Annotated in this window: 19 protein-coding genes; 6 read left to right on the forward strand and 13 right to left on the reverse strand. The window is 73.6% G+C overall.

From position 1 onward, the window contains the following. Positions 1-81: 81 nt before the first annotated feature. The 3 genes from M8C17_RS21905 to M8C17_RS21915 all read right to left on the reverse strand — a co-directional run bounded on the left by M8C17_RS21905 (position 82) and on the right by M8C17_RS21915 (position 1,558). Positions 82-528: a hypothetical protein gene (locus M8C17_RS21905; RefSeq protein WP_252418404.1), complete on the reverse strand. Its 447-nt coding sequence runs from the start codon at positions 526-528 to the stop codon at positions 82-84. 345 nt (positions 529-873) lie between these two features. Continuing rightward, positions 874-1,137 carry a DUF6244 family protein gene (locus M8C17_RS21910; RefSeq protein ID WP_121657199.1) on the reverse strand — a complete coding sequence of 88 codons (264 nt, stop codon included), beginning with the start codon at positions 1,135-1,137 and terminating at the stop codon, positions 874-876. A gap of 202 nt (positions 1,138-1,339) precedes the next feature. Continuing rightward, entirely contained in the window at positions 1,340-1,558 is a 219-nt protein-coding gene (locus tag M8C17_RS21915; protein ID WP_252418405.1) for a winged helix-turn-helix domain-containing protein, read from the reverse strand. Positions 1,559-1,900: 342 nt separating this feature from the next. On the opposite strand from M8C17_RS21915, the gene M8C17_RS21920 reads away from it, so the two are divergent. The 3 genes from M8C17_RS21920 to M8C17_RS21930 are packed head-to-tail and all read left to right on the forward strand — an operon-like array spanning position 1,901 to position 3,110. After that, on the forward strand, positions 1,901-2,056 hold the full coding sequence (locus tag M8C17_RS21920; protein ID WP_252418406.1) for a hypothetical protein: 156 nt from the start codon (positions 1,901-1,903) through the stop codon (positions 2,054-2,056). Then, a complete protein-coding gene (locus tag M8C17_RS21925) occupies positions 2,053-2,673 on the forward strand; it encodes a hypothetical protein (protein WP_252418407.1) in 621 nt (206 codons plus the stop codon). Before M8C17_RS21920 ends, M8C17_RS21925 begins: the two co-directional genes overlap by 4 nt. Next, positions 2,670-3,110: a hypothetical protein gene (locus tag M8C17_RS21930; RefSeq protein WP_252418408.1), complete on the forward strand. Its 441-nt coding sequence runs from the start codon at positions 2,670-2,672 to the stop codon at positions 3,108-3,110. The genes M8C17_RS21925 and M8C17_RS21930 overlap by 4 nt, the downstream gene beginning before the upstream one ends. A 58-nt stretch (positions 3,111-3,168) precedes the next feature. Here M8C17_RS21930 and M8C17_RS21935 read toward each other — a convergent pair whose 3' ends face one another. The 4 genes from M8C17_RS21935 to M8C17_RS21950 all read right to left on the reverse strand — a co-directional run bounded on the left by M8C17_RS21935 (position 3,169) and on the right by M8C17_RS21950 (position 8,441). Beyond that, the gene (locus tag M8C17_RS21935; RefSeq protein ID WP_252418409.1) at positions 3,169-4,077 is read right to left on the reverse strand and encodes a hypothetical protein; all 909 of its coding nucleotides are present in this window, start codon (positions 4,075-4,077) and stop codon (positions 3,169-3,171) included. 31 nt (positions 4,078-4,108) lie between these two features. Continuing rightward, entirely contained in the window at positions 4,109-4,954 is an 846-nt protein-coding gene (locus tag M8C17_RS21940) for a hypothetical protein (RefSeq protein WP_252418410.1), read from the reverse strand. A gap of 1 nt (position 4,955) precedes the next feature. Then, entirely contained in the window at positions 4,956-7,487 is a 2,532-nt protein-coding gene (locus tag M8C17_RS21945) for an FtsK/SpoIIIE domain-containing protein (RefSeq protein WP_252418411.1), read from the reverse strand. Positions 7,488-7,643: 156 nt separating this feature from the next. Continuing rightward, positions 7,644-8,441: an SGNH/GDSL hydrolase family protein gene (locus M8C17_RS21950; RefSeq protein WP_252418412.1), complete on the reverse strand. Its 798-nt coding sequence runs from the start codon at positions 8,439-8,441 to the stop codon at positions 7,644-7,646. Between the two features lie 202 nt (positions 8,442-8,643). On the opposite strand from M8C17_RS21950, the gene M8C17_RS21955 reads away from it, so the two are divergent. Then, positions 8,644-10,173: a M1 family metallopeptidase gene (locus M8C17_RS21955; RefSeq protein WP_252418413.1), complete on the forward strand. Its 1,530-nt coding sequence runs from the start codon at positions 8,644-8,646 to the stop codon at positions 10,171-10,173. A gap of 95 nt (positions 10,174-10,268) precedes the next feature. Here M8C17_RS21955 and M8C17_RS21960 read toward each other — a convergent pair whose 3' ends face one another. The 4 genes from M8C17_RS21960 to gltB all read right to left on the reverse strand — a co-directional run bounded on the left by M8C17_RS21960 (position 10,269) and on the right by gltB (position 18,801). Beyond that, positions 10,269-10,805: a hypothetical protein gene (locus tag M8C17_RS21960; RefSeq protein WP_252418414.1), complete on the reverse strand. Its 537-nt coding sequence runs from the start codon at positions 10,803-10,805 to the stop codon at positions 10,269-10,271. 101 nt (positions 10,806-10,906) lie between these two features. Beyond that, positions 10,907-12,382, reverse strand: coding sequence for an MFS transporter (locus tag M8C17_RS21965; RefSeq protein ID WP_308209579.1), 1,476 nt, complete (start codon positions 12,380-12,382; stop codon positions 10,907-10,909). 217 nt (positions 12,383-12,599) lie between these two features. Beyond that, positions 12,600-14,117, reverse strand: a complete 1,518-nt coding sequence (locus M8C17_RS21970) for a glutamate synthase subunit beta (RefSeq protein ID WP_252418415.1) — start codon at positions 14,115-14,117, stop codon at positions 12,600-12,602. Continuing rightward, positions 14,110-18,801, reverse strand: a complete 4,692-nt coding sequence (gltB, locus tag M8C17_RS21975; RefSeq protein ID WP_252418416.1) for a glutamate synthase large subunit — start codon at positions 18,799-18,801, stop codon at positions 14,110-14,112. The genes M8C17_RS21970 and gltB overlap by 8 nt, the downstream gene beginning before the upstream one ends. Before the next feature lie 144 nt (positions 18,802-18,945). Here gltB and M8C17_RS21980 point away from each other — a divergent pair, with 144 nt between their 5' ends. Then, the gene (locus M8C17_RS21980; RefSeq protein ID WP_252418417.1) at positions 18,946-19,791 is read left to right on the forward strand and encodes a GNAT family N-acetyltransferase; all 846 of its coding nucleotides are present in this window, start codon (positions 18,946-18,948) and stop codon (positions 19,789-19,791) included. 31 nt (positions 19,792-19,822) lie between these two features. On the opposite strand, the gene M8C17_RS21985 is transcribed toward M8C17_RS21980, so the two are convergent. Together M8C17_RS21985 and lgt are read right to left on the reverse strand one after the other, a co-directional pair. Further along, the gene (locus M8C17_RS21985; RefSeq protein ID WP_252418418.1) at positions 19,823-21,010 is read right to left on the reverse strand and encodes an NAD(P)/FAD-dependent oxidoreductase; all 1,188 of its coding nucleotides are present in this window, start codon (positions 21,008-21,010) and stop codon (positions 19,823-19,825) included. A 15-nt stretch (positions 21,011-21,025) separates the two neighbouring features. Beyond that, positions 21,026-22,210 (reverse strand): prolipoprotein diacylglyceryl transferase, encoded by a 1,185-nt coding sequence (gene lgt / locus M8C17_RS21990; RefSeq protein ID WP_252418419.1) that lies wholly within the window; start codon positions 22,208-22,210, stop codon positions 21,026-21,028. Positions 22,211-22,311: 101 nt separating this feature from the next. Between lgt and M8C17_RS21995 the strand changes: the two genes are divergently transcribed. Then, positions 22,312-22,905 carry an NUDIX hydrolase gene (locus tag M8C17_RS21995; protein WP_252418420.1) on the forward strand — a complete coding sequence of 198 codons (594 nt, stop codon included), beginning with the start codon at positions 22,312-22,314 and terminating at the stop codon, positions 22,903-22,905. The last annotated feature ends 31 nt before the right edge of the window (positions 22,906-22,936 follow it).

Below are 22,936 nucleotides of genomic sequence, written 5' to 3' on the forward strand. Positions count from 1 at the left end.
GTTGAGCCCTCTCGAGAGGTTGAGCCCGTCCTGAAGCGTCGTGTTTCCCCACGTCTCAGCGCCGGCAAGGTTGACCAGGCGTCACCCGGCGGCTTCGATCGCCGCCTCCACCTTGTCCAGGTAGTTGAACCACCACTGTCCCTCAGGCAGCGGACGCGCGGAGAGCAGGCTGCCCGCAACGACGAACGCCAGCACCACAATGTCGTCCGGCGCCAACCGCTCGGTCAGTGACCTGCCCGCCACGACAGCGTTCATGAAGGAAGCCGCTTCATCGGCGCTGACTGATGCCCATGCCTCCATTCGGCCGATCTCCGCGGCCAGCACAGCGACCTGGTCAGGCGTGGGCCTCGCATTGTGCAGATCTATGAGAACGAAGCCCGAAATCGCGACCACCAACGCGAGAGCCGCCTTCCGCGCCGTCTCGTCGGGGAACGCCTTCAGCGCAGCGTCGAGCTTGTCCAAGTCCCGCTTCACCACCCAGTGAAGCGTGTCGCGGACGAGCTGTTCGGTGCGGTCATCGATCTTCATCGCGCCTCCCCTGTTCTCGATGCTTAGCCTGCCACGCCTTGTACGCACCCGTCGTGGCCACACCCGCCAGCAGAAAGCCACCGATGGCCTTGGGTACAAGCGGCAGAAACTCGACGAAGGTGGCCCAGGCAGTCGTAGCTACCGAACCACCGAGCGCGATCGCCTCGGAGCTGACCCGCTCCCTGCGCGTCGGTTGCGGTGCTTCAGCAGCACTCCGATCCCGGAACGCCTGGGACAGGCCGCTGGCGCTGGGCGTAGAGGCTGTTGCCTGGCTTGGCACTGCCGGTCGCAAGGTAACTTCGACTGCCGCGGGTGGCTGGTGGGTTGGGCTACCACCACCCGTGGTCAGTTTCCCAGAGCGCGGACCTTGGCGATCGTCTCCTGGACGTGCTGCTTGGCCGGGTCGCCGCCCTGCGACGCCTGCGCGAGAGCCTGGCGGTACGCGTCGATCATGCCGATCAGCGGGCCGGCGGCCACGCCCTCCAGCGCTCCGGCGACGAGCGCACGCGCCTCGGCCGCGTCCTGCGCTGCCGCAGCGGTCTTGGCCTTCGCCTCGTCCAGCTTCTGCGACGCCGCCGCCAACCTCGCGATGATCTGTGCTGCGCTCACGCGCATCCTCCCCGTGGTCGACCATCGCCTCCACCACCGCACCGGCGGAGACCACAAGGGAGCGTACGAGATTCGCGCACTGAGCGCGACCGCGTGATCGCTTACCAGCAACTGCGAGGAGCAGTGAATTTTGGAAGGTTTCGGCCCACAGACGGGCGAAATCCTTCCAAGATCTCAAGCGACACAGGGAGAGCGGGCGCGCTCAGCGCTCGGCGACGTATACGCCGACGCCAGGCACGCCGACAACGAGCCCTTCGGCCTTCAGGGTGAGCATCGCATTGCGTACGACGATCGCGGAGACGCCGTGAATCTGGCAGAGCTGGGTGGTCGACGGCAGCTTGTCGCCGGGCGACAACTCGCCCGAGGCGATCTGCTTGCGGATGTGTTCGGCAAGCTCAACCCACTTGGGGCTTGGTGGCATGGCGGTACTCCCTGGTCAGCACCGCCATTCGACCACTCTTCACCTTGTTATCGCAAGTGATAGCTTGACTGCGATAGCTTGTTATCCTAGGCTCCGAACTGACCGGCTCCCTGGTCAGCACCCGAGGAGTTGGTTCTTCCCCACCGCGCACAGAGCGCCCGGTCGGTCGGTCCCCCCGTCCGGCCGGGCGTGCCGGGGCGCGCCCGCATGCCGCCCCGACGCAACGCCATGAGCACAACGCCATTAGCAGCAAGGAGACCGACCCGACGGGAGCACCGGATGGCCGATCAACCTGACAGCCCACAGGAACCACCCGCCCGCCAACAGCCGGCGAGATCCCTCGTGTCCCATCAGGACGTGGAGGATGCCGACGACATCCTCTTCGCCCATCCACCTCGCGTGGTACGCCGCTGGCTCTGCGGGTGCGGCGCTGACTACCCCTGCCCCGATGTGCGTTTCGCCCTCCTGGTCAAGTCCACCGCCGAGGCGGGCGAATGAACGCAGACACCGTGGAAGACCTGCGCGACGCCTGGCTGGCGACGATCACCGCCGCCGACCGGGCCGGCTCACAGTTGCACGGCGCGGGGCCGCCCGGCCGACGGCTGCCCTGGCAGGACGCGGTCACCGAGTGCTGGCGAGCACTGACCTTGGTCTACGCCGGCCTGGCCGCAAGCCGTGACCCAGCCGGCGCGCCCAAGGAAGGCGGATCGGCGGGTGAGCTGCTCGCTGGCCTACGTGCGGCCCACGTCGACGCCGACCGGGCCGCCGCGCTGGCCGCCCGTGTCCGCTGGCGGTTGGGGGCGACCGAGGACCGGCTGCGACGTACACAAATCGTGGCGGACGCGGTCGCGGCACGGCACTTCGCGGCGGCGATCACCCGTCTGGACCTGGTCGTAGCCCGGCTCGCGGTGGGCGCCTGCCGCATCGACCGCTCGGTGGCGGCACTGACCGGCGAGCCGGCGGCACCGCCCGCACCCCTCAGCGCCAGCGACGCCACCAGCACCAGCACCAGCACCGAGGAGATCGAGCGCGGCTGCCAGGCGGCACGCATCCTCGTGGCCAGGCGACGGCGACACAGGAGGGCACTCACGATGATCAGGGAGCGACGACGGTGACCGACCCTCACGCGGCGCTGCGTGGCCTGCTGACCGGCCGGTTGCGCGGCCACGAACGGCGGCTGCGCCGGTTCGCCGAGCCGGACTGGCGGCGGTACGCCGATCTGCTCGCCGGGGCTCTGCTGGTGGCGGTGCGGCGACGGTTCGTCGCCGGGCAGGATCGGGCACCGGTGATCCGGTTCGTGGCGTCCGCGCGGGAACGCTACGACGTCACCGGACGCGACGTCGACCCGGTGCTGGCTGAGGCGCTGGTCTGGGCGGCGCTCGGCGAACGCCCACCCGTGCCCGAGAGCGCGGCGGTGATCGTCGCGCGGACGGTGTTGCTGCTGGGCCTGCTCGAAGACGAAGGTCTCACCGACAGCGAGCGCGACGACGTTCTCGCCGCCGCCGCGCACACCGTCGACAACTCAACGCAGGATGTGACTCACGAGCGGTGAATCGTGGATGGGAAGGGCGCCCTCCCATCCACGATGGCGACAGGCGCCGGGCGTCGCTCTAGGGAGACTGCGGCCCGTTCTGCACCCGGTTGACCAGGTCGTGCAACGGTTTGGTGCCGCTGCCGACCATCACACCGGTCACGATGGCATCGACCCAGACTGCCATTCCGTTCCAGTCGGCACCCGCGACCGCGTGCAGGACGTAGAACCCGCCGGCACTGGACGCCACGGTGGCCAAGCCGCTCGCGAGACCCCACGCGACGATCGTGCGGTTCGCCTTCGCCTGCGCCACCGCCGCCGTGGCCATGGCGACCGCCTCGCGGTCAGCCTCCGTCGGGCCGGCGACCCGGCCGTTCACGTCGGTGACCGTCCGGGCCAACGCGGCCTCGGCGGCGCGTCCCGGCAGCCATCGCGAGAACGGTTCCAGAATCCGCTCGACGGCTGCGGCGAAGACCAACAGGGTGAGGAAGACGCCCGTGGTGTCCTTGGGCTGGATCTTCGCGGCGGAGGCGCCGCTACGCCAGATCATCCAACCGGCGACAGCGCCGACGGCGATCAACCCGAAACCCGCGACCACCGCGCCGGGGCCGGCCTGCCGCGACGCCGCGACAACGGACAGCCCTGGCTCCTGGTCGGAGCGGGGCGTGGGCGTCGCTGCGGCAGCATCGGCGTCTGCCGGCGAGACGGCCGCCCTGCCCCATGCCGCCACCGGCTCAACGTTGGTGGACATCTGTCCCTGCAATTCCCTGACCAACCTTTCGACGTGCCGTTTGCGGAACGTCGATGCGTGACGTCCCAGAACCTCGGCCCAACCAAGACGGATCGCGTACTGATAGCGCTCGGGGCGCGAGACTACGGCAGCAGAGCGCGCACAGTGGACGCCGGCCGAAGATCGACACGACTTCGGCGATGTCGGGGTGTCCCAGCGGCTCGGATACCGCGATGTCAGCGATACCGAGTGGATCATGCCCCGGGGCCGGGCTGGGCCCGCCGAAGGCTCAGCGCAGGCCACGGACCAGCAGCAGGTAGCCGCAGTAGGCGACCGGGACCAGCAGGAAGCAGATCAGGAACCCGAGCGGCAGGTAGCGCGGCGGGGTGCCGGCGACCATCGCGGGCCGGCCCCACTGGCCGAGCACCAGGTACCCCCCGAAGAACGCCAGCGCCGGCAACCCGGCGCAGATCCACGCGCCGAGCGTGAACCCGTCGACCAGGCCGACCCCGGAGGCGAGCACCAGGGCCAGCATGAGCACCCCTGCCGCCGCCCCGCACCCGGCGTAGACGGCGACCGCCCGCGCCAGCGGTGACCACGTCGGCAGCAGCGCCGGGCGCTGGGCCAGCAGCTCCGCCTGCTGCCCGTGCCGGTCCGCCTCGTCGGCCATCCGCCGGGCCAGCTCCAGCTCCACCGCCGGGTCGACCGCCACCGCACGCTGCGCCGGCACCCCGGCGCCCGCCGGGCTCACCGCCGTCGGCAGCGCCAGCCGCGCCTCCCCCGCCGGCAACTGGGGGTACGCCCCGGCATCCGCCCGCCCCGGCGCGCCGGCTGCGCCGGCGGATCCCCCGTCCCCCGGTCCGGGTGCGGCGCCCGGCTGCCCCGACCCAGGCGCCCCCGGTGCGGTGCCCGACGGCCCGGGCGTCGGCCCCGGCGCGCCCGCCGGCTGGTCGATGCCGATGGCACGGCCGAGCTGGTCGAGGCGGTGGCCCTGGGCGGTCAGCCGCTGGTGCAGGTAGTCGACGGTGGCGTGCAGGTCACGGCGGCGCTCGGACTCGGCCGCGGCGTCGCGCTCGCCGGCTCGGCGCTGCTCGGCGAGTTGTCGGGCCAGCGCCGCGTACTCCTCGAAGGACACCTCAGTGCTCCCCGTCCGGCTCGTGCTCGTCGCGGGCGAACGGAACGATCAGCCGGGTGCGCTGGTCGTGCCGGTCGATCAGCAGCGCCCGGTCGGGGCGGGGCGTGTAGGCCAGGTCGTGCATCCCGAGGTGCAGGGCCAGCTCGGCCCCGGGCACGTTGAGCGCCACCAGGCAGGCGACGTCGTCGCGGTTCTGGGTGCCGCCGAGGTCGTCGGCGAGCCGTCGCAGCCCACGCCACCAGCCGAGCAGGTGCACACCCTGCGCGGGCCCCTGGCGCAGCAGGACGCGCAGGTCGTCGAGGCCGGAGCGGAAGGTGACCGGGTCCGCCGCTCCGAGCACCGACGCGGCGGCGTCCATCCCGAACACGACGAGGTATTCGCGGCCGGCGGATGCGTCGGCGACAGCGGCGATCCGGTCGCGCAGGCCGGCCGCGTCGAGCCGCCGCACCGGGTGGCCGGCGGCACGCAGCGCGGCCTCGGTCTCGTCGGCGACCGGGTCGGCGGCGGTGACCAGCGAGGCCAGCAGGAACCGGGCGTCGCCTGCGGCGTGTTGGCGCGCCAGGCTCAGCGTGGCGGCGCGCAGCACGTCGGCGCCGGCCGCCGCGGTGCCCACCACGGCGAGGTGCCGGCCGGGGGTGGTGTCCATCAGGAACAGCGCGGTGGTGCCGTGCACGTCGACCGTCCGGCCGACCAGCGCCATCGGGCGTCGGCCACCGGGGCGCAGCCCGGCGAAGGTGGGGTCGTCCTCGACCCGCGCCGCCTCGTACCCCTTGAAGACCGCCGGCGCCCGCGAGCCCGGCGGGCGGGCCTGCCACAGCTCGTGGCGCAACGCGGCGAGGTCGGCGGCGGCGGCGTGCGCGTCGGGGAAGCGCAGCACGGTGTCGGCGCCGACCGCGCCGGCGGCGGTGTTGACCACGGCGGAGCCGACCGGCAGCGCCGCGGCGGCGTCGTTGAGCGGGTCGAGCACGCCGCCGCCACCGGGCAGTGCCACCCGCAGCGCGAACTGCCCGAAGATCGCCTCGGCCCGGCCGTAGAGGGCCTCGATGCCCGTCATGCTCTGGCTGGCCAGCACCAGGTGTACGCCGTAGGAGCGACCCTTGCGGGCCAGCTCCTCCAGCAGGTCGACGGCTTCGCGGGCCAGCGCGTCGTTGCCGGCGAGCAGCACGTGGAACTCGTCGATGACCGCGACGACGCGGGGCAGCGGGTTGTCCCGGGGCAGGTCGGCGAGCTTGGTGACGCCGTGCCGCTTGAGGGCGGTGGCTCGGCGCTGTGCCTCCCGGCGCAGCTCGCGGAGAACGGCGAGGCCGTACTCGCGGTCGGATTCGATGCCGACGGCGCGGGCGTGCGGCAGCCAGGACGGGTCCCGCTCGGTGGGCACGAACTCGGTGAAGCTCACGCCCTCCTTGAAGTCGAGCAGGTAGAGCTGCAGCTCGGCCGGGGAGTAACGGGCGGCCAGCCCGTACAGGACGTCGAGCAGGAAGACGGTCTTACCGGCGCCGGTGCGCCCGCCGACCAGCCAGTGCGGGGTGGCGTCGTCGAAGGCGACGGTCACCGGGGCGCGGCCGGTGCGGCCGATCACCGTCCGCAGGCCGTTGCCGGCGGACTCGGCCCAGCGTCGCTCGGGCAGCAGGTCGGCGAAGTGCAGCGCCTCGGTGCGGCGGGTGGCTTCGCCCAGGTGTTCGGCGAGCGCGCGTACCGAGGCCGGCGGCGGGTCGCCGTCGAGCAGCACCGGCGCCGCGAGACCGCTGCCGTCGACGCTGAACGGGGCGCCGGGCGGGTCGCCGACGTGCGCGTACCCCTCGGTGAGCCGCAGCGCGGTGGTGCCGCCCAGCGGCGGCGAGGTCTCGCCGGGCAGCCGGGACGGGTGGCCGGCGAGCAGCACGCAGACGGCGGCGGCCGGGCCGGCGTGGGTGAGCGCGGCGAGCCGGGCCAGCTCACGCGGCGGCGGGGCGGCGGTGGCGACCACCACCAGCAGCTGCCGGCTGCCGGGCTCGGCGTGCTGCGCGGCGCGGGCGTGCCGTTCGGCGGCGTCCAGCAGCGCGGCCACCTCGGCCTCGCCGGTCGCCGGCGGGTCGAGCACCCCGGCGTCGAGCAGCGGGCGCAGCGGGCCGAAGGTGGCGCCCAGAGCGGCGGTGTCGATGCCGGCGACCCGGACCTGCCCGGCCGGGGCGGTGGCGACCAGGCGCAGCACCAGCGCCCGGAGCAGCCCGGCGACCCGCGGGTCCCGGGCGTCGGTGTCGAGCGCCAGGTGGTGGCCGCCGCCGAGCGGCAGCAGCACCGGGAAGCCGCCGTCGGGAGTGGACGCCTCGCCGACCCGGACCGCGGTCGGCGCGTCGGTCAGCGGGGTGGCGCCGGGGGTGGGGGTGGCCAGCGCGCCGCCGACCCGGGCCAGCCGGGCGACCAGCTCTTCGGCGCCGACCGGCGCGGCGGGAGCTGGTGCCGCGCCGAGCGCGCCCCGGGCGGTGTCCAGGTGTGCCCGGGCCGCCCGGTGGGCGCTGACCGCCTGCCCGTACGCCGACGCGAGCCTGCCCACGCTCTGCCTCCCACGCCACGGCTGTCCGGTTCGCCGAAACCCTAACGGACGGCGGTGACACCGGGACAGTACCGACGCGACGCGACCGGGCCGGGTCGCCGCGCGACGGTCGACGGTCCGGGGTGGACCGTCGACCGCCTGGGACGTGTGTGCGGGTCAGCCGGTGACCGCGTTCAGAGCCGGCAGGTAGCCGTACCGGTAGCCGTCGGCGTCCGGGTGGTACGCCTCGATGATGCCGCTGACGTCGTTGATCCAGGGGTCGCCGGCGCAGACACCGTGCCCGGCGAAGTAGGGCCGGGTGTCGGCGAAGGTGGCCCCGGCCGCGGTGGCCCGGCCGGCCGTGACCGAGGCGAGCACGTCGGCGGCCTCGTTGAGGATGGTGCGCTTGTAGGTGCTCATCGCCAGCCAGCCGCAGGAGGACGTCTCGAACAGTCGCGGGTAGCCGAGGACGATCAGCCGGGCGTTGGGTGCCCGGTTGCGGATGGCGGCGTAGGTGGCGTCGAGCCGGCCGGGCAGCGTCGTGGTGGCGAATGCCTTGGCGGTGTTGACGGCGTTGGTGCAGGACGTGGTGCTGCCGAACCGGCAACTGGTGATCACGTCGACGAAGCCGGCGTCGTTGCCGCCGATGGTGATGGTGACCAGGGTGGTGCTGGCGCTGAGCGCGTTGACCTGGCTGTTGAGCACGTCCGCGGTGACCGCGCCGCCGCAGGCGGGGAAGCTGAAGCTGGTCACCCCGTGGGCGGCCGCCCAGAGCGGGGCGTACGACTTCTGGCTGCGAAGGCAGCTGGACCAGTCGTACGGGCCGGCGCCGACGCCGGAGGAGTACGAGTCGCCGAGCGCGACGTAGTTGACGGCGGCGGCCTGCGCGGTGCCGGGGACGAGCACGGCGCCGAGGGCGGCGGTGAAGAGGGCGACCAGCGCGGCGAGGGCGCGGGCCAGCGGGCGGTGGGGCATGACGGACCTCCACAGGGCAGGGGTGGTGGGATCCTGCGACCGCGCGCGTGGCCAGGGGTGGAACGGTTGTTACCAGGCAGTAATGCTATCGAAACATTTAGATCAATGGAATAGCGTCGGTACGCCGCGCGGCGGGTCGGCGACGTTCACAGTTGTCGATTAGGTTGGCGGTGCGAACACCCCGATGGAGGGAGTCCACCTCGTGCGACGAGTCCTCACGGCGGCCACCGCCGCCCTGACCCTCACCACCGCCGGCACCATGCTCGCCGGCACCCCCGGCCAGGCCGCTCCCACGGGCTGGGGCCGGCCCGTCGTCACGGTCGCGCCGCAACCCGGCGCGCCAGGCCTGGGCGACAGCTACTTCCCCGACTACGGCAACGGCGGCTACGACGTCTCCCACTACGACGTCCGGCTGCGCTACGACCCGGCCACCGACCGGCTCACCGGCACCACCACCATCCTCGCCACCGCCACACAGGACCTGTCCCGGTTCAACCTGGACTTCCTGCTCGACGTCGAGTCGGTGCGGGTCAACGGCTGGGCGGCGAGCACCAGCACCGCGGGCACGCACGAGCTGGTGGTCACCCCGTCCCGCACGGTGACCCGGGGCCAGCAGCTCACCATCGTCGTGCGCTACGACGGCATCCCGTCGGAGACGCTGGTCGGCGGCTACACCGGCTGGACGCGTACCGACGACGGGGCCCTGGCGGTCAACGAGCCGGAGTCGGCGTGGTGGTGGTTCCCGAGCAACGACCACCCGCTGGACAAGGCCACCTTCGACGTCTCCGTGTCGGTGCCCACCGGCGTCGAGGTCATCAGCAACGGCGTACAGCCACGGCCGCCGCTGGCCGAGGCCGGCAACCGCACCCGGTGGATCTGGCGGACCACCTCCCCCACCGCCACCTACCTGGCCTTCATGGCCATCGGCCAGTACGACATCGTCACCGACACCTCGCCGAGCGGCCAGCCGGTGATCAACGCGTACAGCACCTCACTGGGCGAGCTCGGGCCGGCCGCCCGGGCCAGCATCGAGCGGACCGCCGAGATCGTCGACTGGGAGAGCGGGATCTTCGGCCCGTACCCGTTCGAGGCGCAGGGCGGCGTGGCCGGGCCGGTGGACGGCATCAGCTTCGCGCTGGAGACGCAGACCCGACCGGTGTACGGCCCGGGCTTCTGGCGGCGCGGCGCCAACACGTACGTGGTGGTGCACGAGCTGGCCCACCAGTGGTTCGGCGACTCGGTCTCGGTTGCCGACTGGCGCAACATCTGGCTCAACGAGGGCTTCGCCTCGTACGCCGAGTGGCTCTGGTCGGAGGAGCAGGGCGAGGGCACCGCCCAGGAGGTCTTCGACTTCACCTACGCCAGCTACCCGGCCGACTCCGAGTTCTGGCAGGTGCTGCCCGGTGACCCGGGCGCCGGCCGGGTCTTCGACGACGCCGTCTACGACCGGGGCGCGATGACCCTGCACCAGCTGCGCCTGGCGGTCGGCGACGACGCGTTCTTCGAGATCCTGCCGGCCTGGACCAGCGAGCACCGGTACGGCAACGGCACCATCGAGCAGTTCCAGGCCCTGGCCGAGCGGATCTCCGGTCTGGACCTGGACGAACTCTTCACCACCTGGCTGTTCACCGCCGGCCGGCCCGACGTGGCCTCGGCCGCGCGCAAGGCCGCCCCGCCGGCCGAACCGAAGTCCTGGGCCAAGATCCGTGAGGCCCACCAACTGATGCACTGAGCACCGACACCGGCCGGGAGGTCCGCCGCCCATGGGTGGCGGGCCTCCCGTCGTCAGCGCCGCCGCCAACCGGGCGGGCCGAGCGCTCGCGCGATTCAGGACGCCTGAGCGGGTGACCCGGTCACCGGCACCGCACCGGTCGCCTCGGCCGTGCTCGCCTCGATGGCACGGATGTGCCGGTAGGCGAACCAGAGCGGGGGGAACGCGCCGACGGCGAAGGAGAGGTCGATCAGCGTCCAGAACCAGGGAATGTCCCGGAGCGGGCCGCAGATCAGCGCCAGGGGGACGATTCCGGCGCAGGCGATCATGCCGACCTGCACCACCCAGACGTTACGCACCGGGTCGCGCAGCGGACCCCAGAAGGCCACTGCCAGCACCAGGTGGGCGAAGGCCAGCCAGTCGGTGCCGTAGAGCAGGAACGGATAGTCGTCGCCGGCCGTCACGAGCCCGGTGTGCACCCGCTCGATCCAGTCGACCAGCGCCGGCAGTTGGCCGGCGAGCGGGTCCAGCGCACGCAGCAGCCAGCGCACCTCGATCTCCAGCGGGAACGCGGTCACCCCGCTCAGGAAGAGCCCGATCAGCACGATCCACAGCCACCGGCGGGTACGCCGTAGCCGCTCCTCGATGTCCATGATCGCAGCGTAACGATGATCTTCGTATCGCTCGGCCCCGTACGCCGACCGACCGGGGTGACCGCTGTCTCAGCGGCAGCCACGCCCGCGAGCCGGGCCGGTCAGCACGGGCTGACACAGCCGGCGCCGTGCCGGACGTCCCGGGCCGGCGGCACCGGTCGGCTCCGAGCGGGCGACGGTGCGCAGACGGGGCACACCCGGGCCAGGCGGATCGACCGAACCCGGCTCGCCGGCACCGGTCGCGGCGTCGGCCGGGCCCCACCGACCGCCCGGGCGGGCCGGACGATGCGCGCCACCTGCCGTACCGGGCGCCGCAGCGGCGGCGCGGCCAGCGCCAGAGCGACCCGGCTGCGCAGCCGGCGAACGCGCTGCTGGTCCAGCGCCACGGCCGCCGCGGTCGTGGCGATGGCCGCGACGGACCCGGCCAGGACGAGCGTCTGCCGGGGGCCGGCGTGTTCGGCGAGCCAGCCGAGCAGCGGCGCGCCGACCGCGGCGGAGACCGAGCCGGTCACCGCCAACGCGGCGAGGACCCGGCCGCGCATCGCGGCGTCGGTGTCGAGTTGGGCGCGGGTGCCGACGGTGGTGTCGATGACCACGGCGGCGGCGGCGATCGGCAGGATCACGGCGGCGAAACTCCAGGTCTCCGGAGCGAGACCGGCGACGATCTGCAAGCCGCTGGCCAGCAGGCCCGCGGCGACCAGCGTCCCGTAGCCCAGGGCACGCCGGCGCGCCGCGACGAGGGCACCCACCACCGTCCCGATCGCGAAGACGGTCGACAGGAAGCCGTAGCCGGATGCCCCGGCGGCGAGCGGTCCGTCGCTCATCGCCGCCATCGTCACCTGGTAGTTGCGGCCCAGGCTGCCGAGCACGAACGACAGGGCGAGGGCCAGGAGCAGCACGGGCTGCCGCCGCAGGTACGCGAACCCGGCCCGGGCGCCGCCCCGGTGGGTCGCCGCAGCGTCCGGCTCCGCCTCCGCCTGGTGCCGCAGACTCCCCGCCCGTACGGCGAACAGCGCCACCACCACGGCGGCGAAACTCGCCGCGTTGATCCCGAAGAGCAGCGCGGGGCCGACGGCGGCCACCACGACGGCCCCGAGGCTCATGCCGAGGATGCGGCCGGCGGAGTTGGTGAGTGAGCCGAGCGCCAGGGCGTTGCCGAGGGTCTCCCGGTCCACGAGGGTGGAGGACCAGCGCCCCATCACCGGGCCCTCGATCGCCGAGACCGCGCCGGTGCACAGCGAGATCGCGAAGATCAGCGGCAGGCCGCCGACGCCGGTGAGGGCGACCGCCGCCAACCCCGCGGCGAGGGCCGCGTGGGCCACCTGGGCGGTGATCAGCAGCGGACGGGCGGGGAGCCGGTCGGCCAGCACACCGCCCCAGACGCTGAGCAGCAGCGTGGGTGCCGCCTGGAGCAGCACGGCGAAGCCCATGGACGTCGCGGAGCCGGTCTCCTTCAGCACGTACCAGTTGACACCGAGCACCTGCATCCACGTCCCGATGACCGAGACAAAACCGGCAAATGCCCAGATCCGGTAGTTGCGGTGGCGCAGCGCAGCGAAGGTGGCACCTCTGGCCACGACAAACCCCCGGGGCGATTGACGACAGAACCAACACGCCCCAACACGGCGCAGCCGGCAAGTCTTGCCGGCTTAAACCGATTTACCCACATCTGTGAGTGGCCTCACCGGCCGTGCCGCTGCACGCCGACAGGGACAACCGGCCGGCGGGCAGAAGACTGCCGCACCGGCCGGACATCCCGGGCCACCTGGTGGAGCCGTCGTATAACGCCCCGGGTCAGCGCGCGGCGAGCGGCTGCGCGGCCGGGGCGACCGGGGCCGGCAGCGCCCCCGCACCGCCGAGGTAGCCGTGGATGGCGGCGGCCGCCGCACGCCCCTCGGCGATGGCCCAGACGATCAGCGAGGCACCCCGGTGCATGTCTCCGGCGACGAACACCCCGTCGGCGTCGGCCTGCCAGTCGTCCCGGGCATCGACGGCGCCCCGGGAGTTGCGGGTCACCCCGAACTGGGCCAGCAGCGGCTGCTCCTCGGTGCCCTCGAAGCCGATCGCCAGCAGCACCAGGTCCGCCGGCAGCTCCCGCTCGGAGCCGGGCACGGCGGTGACCACCCGCCGGCCGTCGCGCTTCTCCACGGTCACCTCGGCGATCCGCACCGCCCGCACCTGACCGGTGCCGTCGTCCACGAACTCCTGCACCGCCACGGCGAAGACACGCTCGCCGCCCTCCTCGTGCGCCGGGTAGCTGCGCAGCACCCACGGCCAGGTCGGCCACGGGTCCCGCGCCTCGTCACGCTCCTGCGGCGGCTGCGGGTACAGGTCGAGCTGGTGCACACCGGCGGCACCCTGCCGGTGCGCGACACCGAGGCAGTCGGCCGCCGTGTCACCACCGCCGATGATCACGACGTGCTTGCCGGCCGCGTCGATCGGGGTGCCGTCCGGCAGCACCGCGGTCGCCGGCCGGCCCTCGCCCGCGGCGCCGGGCCCGCCGGCGACCGCGCGGTTCGCCGCGACCAGATGCGCCATCGCCTGGTGTACGCCCCGCAACGCCCGCCCCGGGGTCTCCGGGGTGTCCCGGCCCTGCAACGCGCCGCAGGCCAGCAGCACCGCGTCGTGCTCGGCACGCAACTGCTCGGCGGTGACGTCCACGCCGACGTTCACGCCGGTGCGGAAGCGCACCCCCTCGGCGGTCAGCTGAGCCAACCGGGCGTCGATGTGCCGCTTCTCCAGCTTGAAGTCGGGGATGCCGTACCGGAGCAGGCCGCCGATCGCGTCGTCGCGCTCGTACACCGTCACGGCGTGACCGGCGCGGGCCAACTGCTGGGCGGCGGCCAGGCCGGCGGGCCCGGAACCGACCACGGCGACCGACCGGCCGGACGGCGCCGGCACCGGGCGGGGTGTGAACCCGCGCGCCGCCGCGGCGTCGGCGATCTCCACCTCGACCTGCTTGATGGTCACCGGCTGACCACCGGCGATGCCCAGGACGCAGGCCGCCTCGCAGGGCGCCGGGCAGAGCCGGCCGGTGAACTCCGGGAAGTTGTTGGTGGCGTGCAACGACTCCACCGCGGCGTCCCAGTTGCCGGTGCGGACCAGGTCGTTCCAGTCCGGGATCCGGTTGCCCAACGGGCATCCGTCGTGGCAGAACGGGATGCCGCAGTCCATGCAGCGGGTGGCCTGCTCGCGGACCAGCTCCTCGCCGGCCGGCGGGTACACCTCACGCCAGTCGCTGATCCGCACCGGCACCGGGCGGCGCGCCGGCAGTCGCCGGTCGTAGCGCAGGAAACCGTTCGGGTCAGGCACGTGCCACCTCCTGGGCAGCCACCCGCGGGGCGGGCGGCACCGGCATCGCCGGCTGAGCCGACGGCGTCAGTTCTTTCATCACCGCGTCGTCGACGTCGCGGCCGGCGGCTTCGGCGGCCCGCATGATCTCCAGCACCCGGCGGTAGTCGCGGGGCACCACGGCGGTGAACTCGGCCACCGCCTCCGGCCAGCGCTTGAGCAGCTCCTCGGCGACCGCCGAGCCCGTCTCGGCCACGTGCCGCTGGACCAGCTCGTGCAGCAGCGTCTGCTCCTGCTCACCGAGCGGCGCCAGGTCGACCAGCTCCGCGTTGACCCGCGCCCGGTCCAGCTGGTGCACGAACGCCGTGCCACCGGACATCCCGGCGGCGAAGTTGCGGCCGGTCGCGCCGAGCACCACCACCGTCCCACCGGTCATGTACTCGCAGCCGTGGTCGCCGACGCCCTCGACCACCGCGACCGCGCCGGAGTTGCGCACCGCGAACCGCTCCCCCACCCGGCCCCGCAGGAAGACCTCACCGGCGGTGGCGCCGTACAGGATGGTGTTGCCGGCGATGATCTGGTCCTCGGCCCGCTGCCCCGGCTCGGCGTCGTTGTCGAGGAACGGCGCGGCGGCGTCCGGACGGACGATGACCCGGCCGCCGGAGAGGCCCTTGCCCACGTAGTCGTTGGCGTCGCCGTGCAGCCGCAGGGTCACCCCGCGCGGCAGGAACGCGCCGAACGACTGGCCGGCCGTGCCCCGCAGCACGAACTCGATGGTGTCGTCGGGCAGGCCGGCGCCGCCGTAGCGACGGGTGACCTCCCCGCCGAGCATCGCGCCGACGCTGCGGTGCTCGTTGCGCACGGCGACCTCGACCCGCACGGGCGCGCCGTCGGACAGCGCCGGACGGGCCAGCGCGATCAGTTCGTTGTCCAGGGCGTGCTCCAGGCCGTGGTCCTGGGCGCGCACCCCACGCCGGGCGGCGCCGGCCGGCAGCTCCGGCAGGTGCAGGACGGGTGCCAGGTCCAGCCCCTGCGCCTTCCAGTGCGTCAGCGCGGGGACCACGTCGAGCAGCTCCGTCTGCCCGATCGCCTCCTCGATGGACCGGAAGCCCAGCTCGGCCAGGTAACCGCGGACCTCCTCGGCGAGGAACAGGAAGAAGTTCTCCACGAACTCCGGGGTGCCGGTGAACCGTTCCCGCAGCACCGGGTTCTGGGTGGCGATGCCGACCGGGCAGGTGTCCAGGTGGCAGACCCGCATCATCACGCAGCCGGCGACGATCAGCGGCGCGGTGGCGAAGCCGAACTCCTCCGCGCCGAGCAGCGCCGCGATCAGCACGTCCCGGCCGGTCTTGAGCTGGCCGTCGACCTGCACGGTGACCCGGTCGCGCAGCTTGTTGAGCAGCAGCGTCTGCTGCGCCTCAGCCAGCCCCAGCTCCCAGGGGGTGCCGGCGTGCTTCAGCGAGTTCAGCGGTGACGCCCCCGTGCCGCCGTCGTGACCGGAGATCAGGATGACGTCGGCCTTGAGCTTGGCGACACCCGCCGCGACGGTGCCCACGCCGACCTCGCTGACCAGCTTGACGTGCACCCGGGCGGCCGGGTTGACGCACTTCAGGTCGTGTACCAGCTGGGCGAGGTCCTCGATGGAGTAGATGTCGTGGTGCGGCGGCGGGGAGATCAGGCCGACACCCGGGGTGGCGTGCCGGGTCCGGGCGATCCACGGCCAGACCTTGTTGCCGGGCAGTTGCCCGCCCTCGCCGGGCTTGGCGCCCTGGGCCATCTTGATCTGGATGTCGTCGGCGTTGACCAGGTATTCGCTGGTGACGCCGAAGCGGCCGCTGGCGATCTGCTTGACCGCCGAGCGGCGGCTCGGGTCGTGCAGCCGCTCGACGTCCTCGCCGCCCTCACCGGTGTTGGACTTGCCGCCGAGCCGGTTCATCGCGATGGCGAGCGTCTCGTGCGCCTCGGCGGAGATCGACCCGTACGACATCGCGCCGGTGGCGAACCGCTTGACGATCTCGGTGGCCGGCTCGACCTCCTCGATCGGTACGGCCGGACGGACCCCGGTACGCAGGGTGAACAGCCCGCGCAGCGAGCCGGCCTGCGCGGCGAGCGCGTCGACCTTCGCCGTGTACTGCCGGAAGACGTCGTACTGCCGGCTGCGGGTGGCGTGCTGGAGCAGGAAGACCGTCTCCGGGTTGAACAGGTGCAGCTCACCCTCGCGGCGCCACTGGTACTCGCCGCCGACCTCCAGCCGATCGGACGCCGGGGTGCCCGCCGGCGGCCAGGCCAGCGCGTGCCGGGCGGCCACCTCGGTGTGGACGCCGGCCAGCCCCACCCCGCCGATCCGGCTGGGGGTGCCCCGGAAGTAGCGCTCGACGAGCCGCTTGTCCAGGCCAACCGCCTCGAAGACCTGCGCACCGCAGTACGACGAGACCGTCGAGATGCCCATCTTCGACATGATCTTCAGGACGCCCTTGCCGAGCGCCTTGGCGTAGTTGCGGACCGCGGCAGCGGGCTCGACGCCGACCAGCGCGCCCGTGGAGATCATGTCCTCCACCGACTCGAAGGCCAGGTACGGGTTGACCGCCGCCGCGCCGTAGCCGATCAGCACCGCCGCGTGGTGCACCTCGCGGCAGTCGCCCGACTCCACGATCAGCGCCGCCTGGGTGCGGGTCTGCTCACGGACCAGGTGCTGGTGCACCGCGGCGGTGAGCAGCAGCGACGGGATCGGCGCCAGGTCGGCGTTGGAGTCCCGGTCGGAGAGCACCAGGATGCGGACCCCGTCCTCGATGGCCTCGGAGACGTGCCGGCAGATCTCGGTCAGCCGCGCCTTGATACCGGCGGCACCCTCCCGGATGCGGTACAGCCCGGAGACCCGGACCGCCTTGAAGCCCGGCAGGTCGCCGTCCTCGTCGATGGAGAGGATCTTCGCCAGCTCGTCGTTGTCGATCACCGGGTGCGGCAGCACGATCTGCCGGCAGCTCGCCGCGCCCGGGTCGAGCAGGTTGCCCTCCGGCCCGATGGTCGACACCAGGCTGGTCACCAGCTCCTCCCGGATGGCGTCCAGCGGCGGGTTGGTGACCTGGGCGAAGAGCTGGTGGAAGTAGTCGTAGAGCAGCCGCGGTCGCGTGGACAGCGGCGAGATCGGGGTGTCCGTGCCCATCGAACCGAGCGGCTCGGCGCCGGTGCGGGCCATCGGCGCGAGCAGGATCTTCAGCTCCTCCTGGGTGTAGCCGAAGGTCTGCTGGCGGCGACGGACCGAGTCGTGGGTGTAGACGGTGTGCTCGCGGGCGGGCAGGTCGTCCAGCTCGATCAACCCGGCGTGCAGCCACTCACCGTACGGCCGCTCGGCGGCCAGCTCCGACTTGATCTCCTCGTCGTGGACGATCCGGCCGGCGACGGTGTCGACCAGGAACATCTTCCCCGGCTGGAGCCGCCCCTTGGCGACGACCCGGGCCGGGTCGAGGTCGAGCACGCCCGCCTCGGAGCCGAGCACCACGAGCCCGTCGTCGGTCTGCCACCAGCGCCCCGGGCGCAGCCCGTTGCGGTCCAGCACCGCACCGACGATCTCGCCGTCGGTGAAGGCCACCGACGCCGGCCCGTCCCAGGGCTCCATGAGGCTCGCGTGGAAGCGGTAGAAGGCCCGCTTGTCCGGCTGCATGCCGGGGTCGTTCTCCCACGCCTCGGGGATCATCATGAGCACCGCGTGCGGCAGGCTCCGCCCGGCGAGGTGCAGCAGCTCGAGGACCTCATCGAAGTTCGCCGAGTCGGAGGCGCCGGGGGTGCAGACGGGGAAGACCCGTCGGATGTTGCCGGGGATGTCCGGGCTGGCCAGCAGCGCCTCGCGGGCCTGCATCCAGTTGCGGTTGCCGCGGATCGTGTTGATCTCACCGTTGTGGGCGATGAACCGGTACGGGTGCGCCAGCGGCCAGGAGGGGAACGTGTTGGTGGAGAACCGGGAGTGCACCAGCGCGATGGCGCTGTCCACCCGCTCGTCGCGCAGGTCCGGGTAGAACGCCGGCAACTGGTCCGGGGTGAGCATCCCCTTGTAGACCATGGTCCGGCTGGACAGCGACGGGAAGTAAGCCGGCACGCCCCGCTCGGCGGTCTCCCGCTCGGCCTGCTTGCGCAGGCAGAAGGCCACGCGATCCAGGTCGATGCCGCGCAACGCGGAACCGGCCGGCCCGGCGGGCGAGTCGGTGAGCCGGTGCGCGGCCAGGAAGAGCTGCCGCACGCGGGGCATCGCCGCCAGGGCGGTCTCGCCGAGCCCGTCCGGGTCGATCGGCACGTCCCGCCAGCCGAGCAGGTCGGCCCCCTCGACCAGCGCGTACTTCTCGACCACCCGCCGGGCGCGGGCCTCGGCCGCGTCGTCGTCGGGCAGGAAGACCAGGCCGGTGGCGTACTCGCCGACCGGGGGCAGCGCGACGCCCGCCACGGCACGCAGGAACGCGTCCGGGACCTGGATCATGATGCCCGCGCCGTCGCCGGTGTTGGGCTCCGCGCCACGAGCACCGCGATGGTCCAGCCGGCAGAGCGCGCCGAGCCCGTTGGCGACGACCGAGTGCGAACGCCGACCGTGCAGATCCGCCACGAAGGCCACACCGCAGGCGTCGTGCTCCTGGGCCGGGTCGTACAGGCCCTGCGCGGGTGGGCGGGGGCCGGGCGTCGGGGACGCTTGCGGGCTGTGCGGGTACGGAAAGGCCACCGGGCCTCCTGTCGTCACTCAGGTTGGATCATGGTGGGGACGACGTCGGCCCGTGGGTCTATTGAGTCTACGTTAGGGCGGGCGGCACAAGGCCACCCAAGATTGATCACACCGTCCAGAGTCTGGGACGTGTAGTCTCGCGCGGTGGATCCTCTCAACAAGGATATCTTCGACCGGCTGGAACGCTTCTACGACGCGGTGCCGCGCGACGTCGCCGGTGCGGAGGAGCACGGCGGGCTCGTCCTGTTCGTCCGCGACGGTGCCGGCTGGCCGTTCTACGCCCGCCCCCGCATCGACGCCACCGAACCGCCGTCACTGGCCGACGTGACGTCGGTCCGCGAGCGGCAGCGGGAGCTGGGCCTGCCGGAAGCCTTCGAGTGGGTGCACGAGACCACCCCGGAACTGCTGGCGGTGGCCCGCTCGGCAGGGCTGAACGTGCTGGAGGCGCCGCTGATGGTGCTCGATCCGGCCGCGCTGCCCGACCCGGCGACGCTGTCCGACGTACCGGTGCGGGTGTTGACGCCGGACTCACCCGACTTCGCCGCCGACGTGGCCGGCCGGCGGGCCGTGGCGGCCGTTTCGTTCGCCGCCCCCGGTACGGAGCGGGGCGACGCCGGCCCGGCCGAGCGGGACGCCGCCGTCACCGAGCTGGAGCAGGCCGCGCTCGACGAGGAGCGCTCCCGGATCGCCGACGGCCGGCGGATCTCGGCGCTGGCGGGCACGCCGACCGAGGGTGCGCTGGCCAGCGGCATGGCGATGCGGGTGGGCGACGTCGCCGAGATCGCCGGCGTGGCCACCCTGCCGGCCGCCCGGCGGCGCGGACTGGGCGCCGCGCTGACCGCCACCCTCGCCCGGGAGCTACGCGCCGCCGGCACCGACCTGGTCTTCCTCTCCGCGGGCAGTGAGGACATCGCCCGGGTCTACCTGCGGGTCGGCTTCCGACGCATCGGCACCGCCTGCATCGCCGAACCCGCGGCCCTCATCCCCTGACCCGTCGCCGGGGTCGGCGCGCACCTACCGGTCAGGCTGGCGGGCGCCACTGCGCGGCAGACGCGGCGGCGCTGGAAAGCAGACGCGTGTTGATCGTGCCGAGCGCGGCGTCCCGCGCGCGCAACGCCAGCCGGCCCCGCGTCTGGAGCACCGCCGACATCCGCCGGGTCTGCCGGACCACGGTCGCCGCCCGGGGGCGGCGCACCCGGTCGTACGCCTGCACGGCGTCGGGCAACCGGGCCTCGCGCAGCAGGGAGGCGAGCGTGGCGGCGTCCTCGAAGGCGAGGCAGGCGCCCTGGCCGAGATGCGGCGGCATGGCGTGCGCCGCGTCGCCGAGCAGCACCACCCCGCCCGGCCCGACCGGGAAGCCGTACGCGCGCGGCAGCGGCCGCAGTTCGCGGACCTCCTGCTGCACCAGGTCGGTCGGGTCGGTGGCGTCGAGAAGCGCGCCGATCGGGTCCGGCCAGCCGGCGTACCAGCGGCGCAGGAGGGCGAGTTGGATCTCCGGAGGCTCCGGGCGGGGCGCGCCGGCGGCGGTGGCCACCCAGTAGATGCCGCCCCGTGTGGAGCCGCCCGAGGAGCCGCGCTCCCCCAGCGAGGCGGCCACGAACCGGTACCCGGCGCCGAGGACCTCCCCGGCGATCGGCTGGTCGGCGGGCAGCCGGGGTGCCCGGTACCAGGGGATGACGGCCCGCCACGCGGCACAGCCGGAGCTGACCACCCCCGACTCGGGGGCGAGCTGGCGGCGGATGGCGCTGTCCGTGCCGTCGGCGGCGACCACCAGGTCGGCCTCGATGGTGTGCCGGCCGTCGCCGACCGCCGGGCGCTGGCCCGGGTCGACCCGGACGTGGCGCACGGTCACCCCGGTGCGCAGCTCCACCCGGTCACCGAGCCCCGCGATGAGCGCGTCGTGCAGGTCTTCGCGGTGCACCACCACCGGCATCCGGTCCGCCGGGACGGGTCGGGGCTGCACCAGCCAGTGCCCGTCCGGGCGGCGGACCCCGCCGTCGGGCAGCGGGGTGGCGATCGCAGCCAGACCGGCACCCAGGCCGAGGGACTGCAACGCGCGGACGCCGTTGGGCCAGAGCACCACGGCGGTCGGCTCGGGGCGGACCCGCTCGGCGCGTTCCAGCACGGTGACCAGCCACCCGGAGCGGGCCAGCGCGCCGGCCACCGCGAGGCCACCGACCCCTGCGCCGACCACCACCGCGCTTCGCATCGGTGCCGCCCCCGCTCAGCTGTCCCGGTCGGCGGGGCGGACGCCGGCGGCGTCGGCCCGGTCGGCGCGCGTCTCCGGCGTACCGTCGCCGTCGCCGTCGTCGGCCGAATTGGCGTCGTCGGCTTCCCGCCCGTCGAGCGGCTCGCCGTCACCCGGCCGGGCGTCGTCGGCGGCCGGCTCGGGCGGCACCACGCCGCTGTCCCGCCAGGCCTGGTACTGCTCCTCGCTGACCACGCGGTAGCCCTCCGGGGCGGCGGCCTTCGCGCCGGCCTCCCGCTCGGAGAGGTCGACCTGGGACAGGTCGGACGTCGTGGGCGGGGTCGGCGTCGCCGCCGCGCCGAGCGGGATCAGGTACTCCCGGGGGCCACGGACCCGCACGAAGTAGATCAACGCGCCGAGGAAGACCAGCGCGGCGGTCCAGACGTTGAGCCGCACGCCGAGGATCTGGTTCGCCTCGTCGGTCCGCATCAGCTCGATCCAGAACCGGCCGACGGTGTAGCCCATCACGTAGAGCGCGAACGCCCGGCCCCGGCCGAGCCGCAGCCGCCGGTCGAGGACGAGCACCAGGGCGACCACGCCGAGGTTCCACAGCGCCTCGTAGAGGAAGGTCGGCTGGTAGAGGCCCGGTTCGAGGATCGGTTGGCCGGCGTCGTCGCGCAGCGCGTGCCCCGGGTTGTCCGGATCCATCCGGTGGATCTCCAGACCCCACGGCAGGGTCGTCCGGCCGCCGTACAGCTCGTTGTTGAACCAGTTGCCGAGCCGGCCGACCGCCTGGGCCAACGCCAGACCGGGGGCCACCGCGTCGGCCACCACGCCGAACGGGATGCCCAGCTGCCGTGCCGCGATGAGGGCGCCGACCGCGCCACCGGCGACCGCGCCCCAGATGCCGAGGCCGCCCTCCCAGATGGCGAACGCCTTGATCGGGTCACCGCCGGCGCCGAAGTACTTCTCCGGCGAGGTGATCACGTGGTAGATCCGGGCGCCGATGATGCCGGCGGGCACCGCCCAGACGGCGATGTCGAGCACCGCGCCGGGGGCGACCCCGCGCTCACGCAGCCGGCGCTCGGTCACCCAGCAGGCCAGCACGATGCCGAGGATGATGCACAGTGCGTACGCCCGGATCGGTACCGGTCCGAGCTGCCACACGGCGGTGCTGGGACTGGGCAGGGCCGCCTGGGGGGACAGCGAGGCGAGGTTCACGGGTGCACACGCTACCGCTGCACACCCCCGAAGCGGCACCCCGGGCCGCTTCGGGCGCATGCCGGTGACTTCTGGTTTGCGCCGCCGTAGGCTCTTTGTCCATGAGCGCGCTCACCTGGGCGGTCGCCGCGGTCGTCACCGACGACGCCGGTCGGGTGCTGCTCTGCCGGCAGGGCCGGGGCGAGCGCCGGTACGCGTTACCCGGCGGGCGGCTGCGCCCGGCGGAGAGTCCGGTCCGGGCGGCACTGCGGGACATCCGCGCCGAGACCGGCTGGGACATCGAGCTTGCCGACCTGGTCGGCATCTACCACCTGACCAGCCCCGTGGCGGCCACGCCGGCCGGGCACGCCGGCCCGTTGCCGGACGTCCTCGTGCACGTGTTCCGGGCCCGCGTGGCCGGGGTCCGACCGACCGCGGACCCCCTTCCGGGCTGCCGGCTGTCCTGGCACGCTCCCGCGACCCTGCCCGAGGCCGTCACCCCGCTCACCCGGGCCGCCGTCACCGACGCGGTGGCCGGCCGCTCGGGGGTGCTGCGCGACGCCCGGTGGGCACCCGGCGACGACGAGCCCGCAAACGACTCCGACGGCCAGCCGGCGGACGGTACGGACGGACGGACGGCCGTCGGGGGCAACGGGGCGGCGCAGCCGCCGGAGCAACGGGGCGAAGTGGCGGCCGATCCCTCGCTACGCCCCTGAGCGCTGGGCGACCGTCCGGCGGCCACTGGAC

Source organism: Micromonospora sp. RHAY321 (genome assembly GCF_023896955.1).
In the GTDB taxonomy this organism is placed as follows: domain Bacteria; phylum Actinomycetota; class Actinomycetes; order Mycobacteriales; family Micromonosporaceae; genus Micromonospora.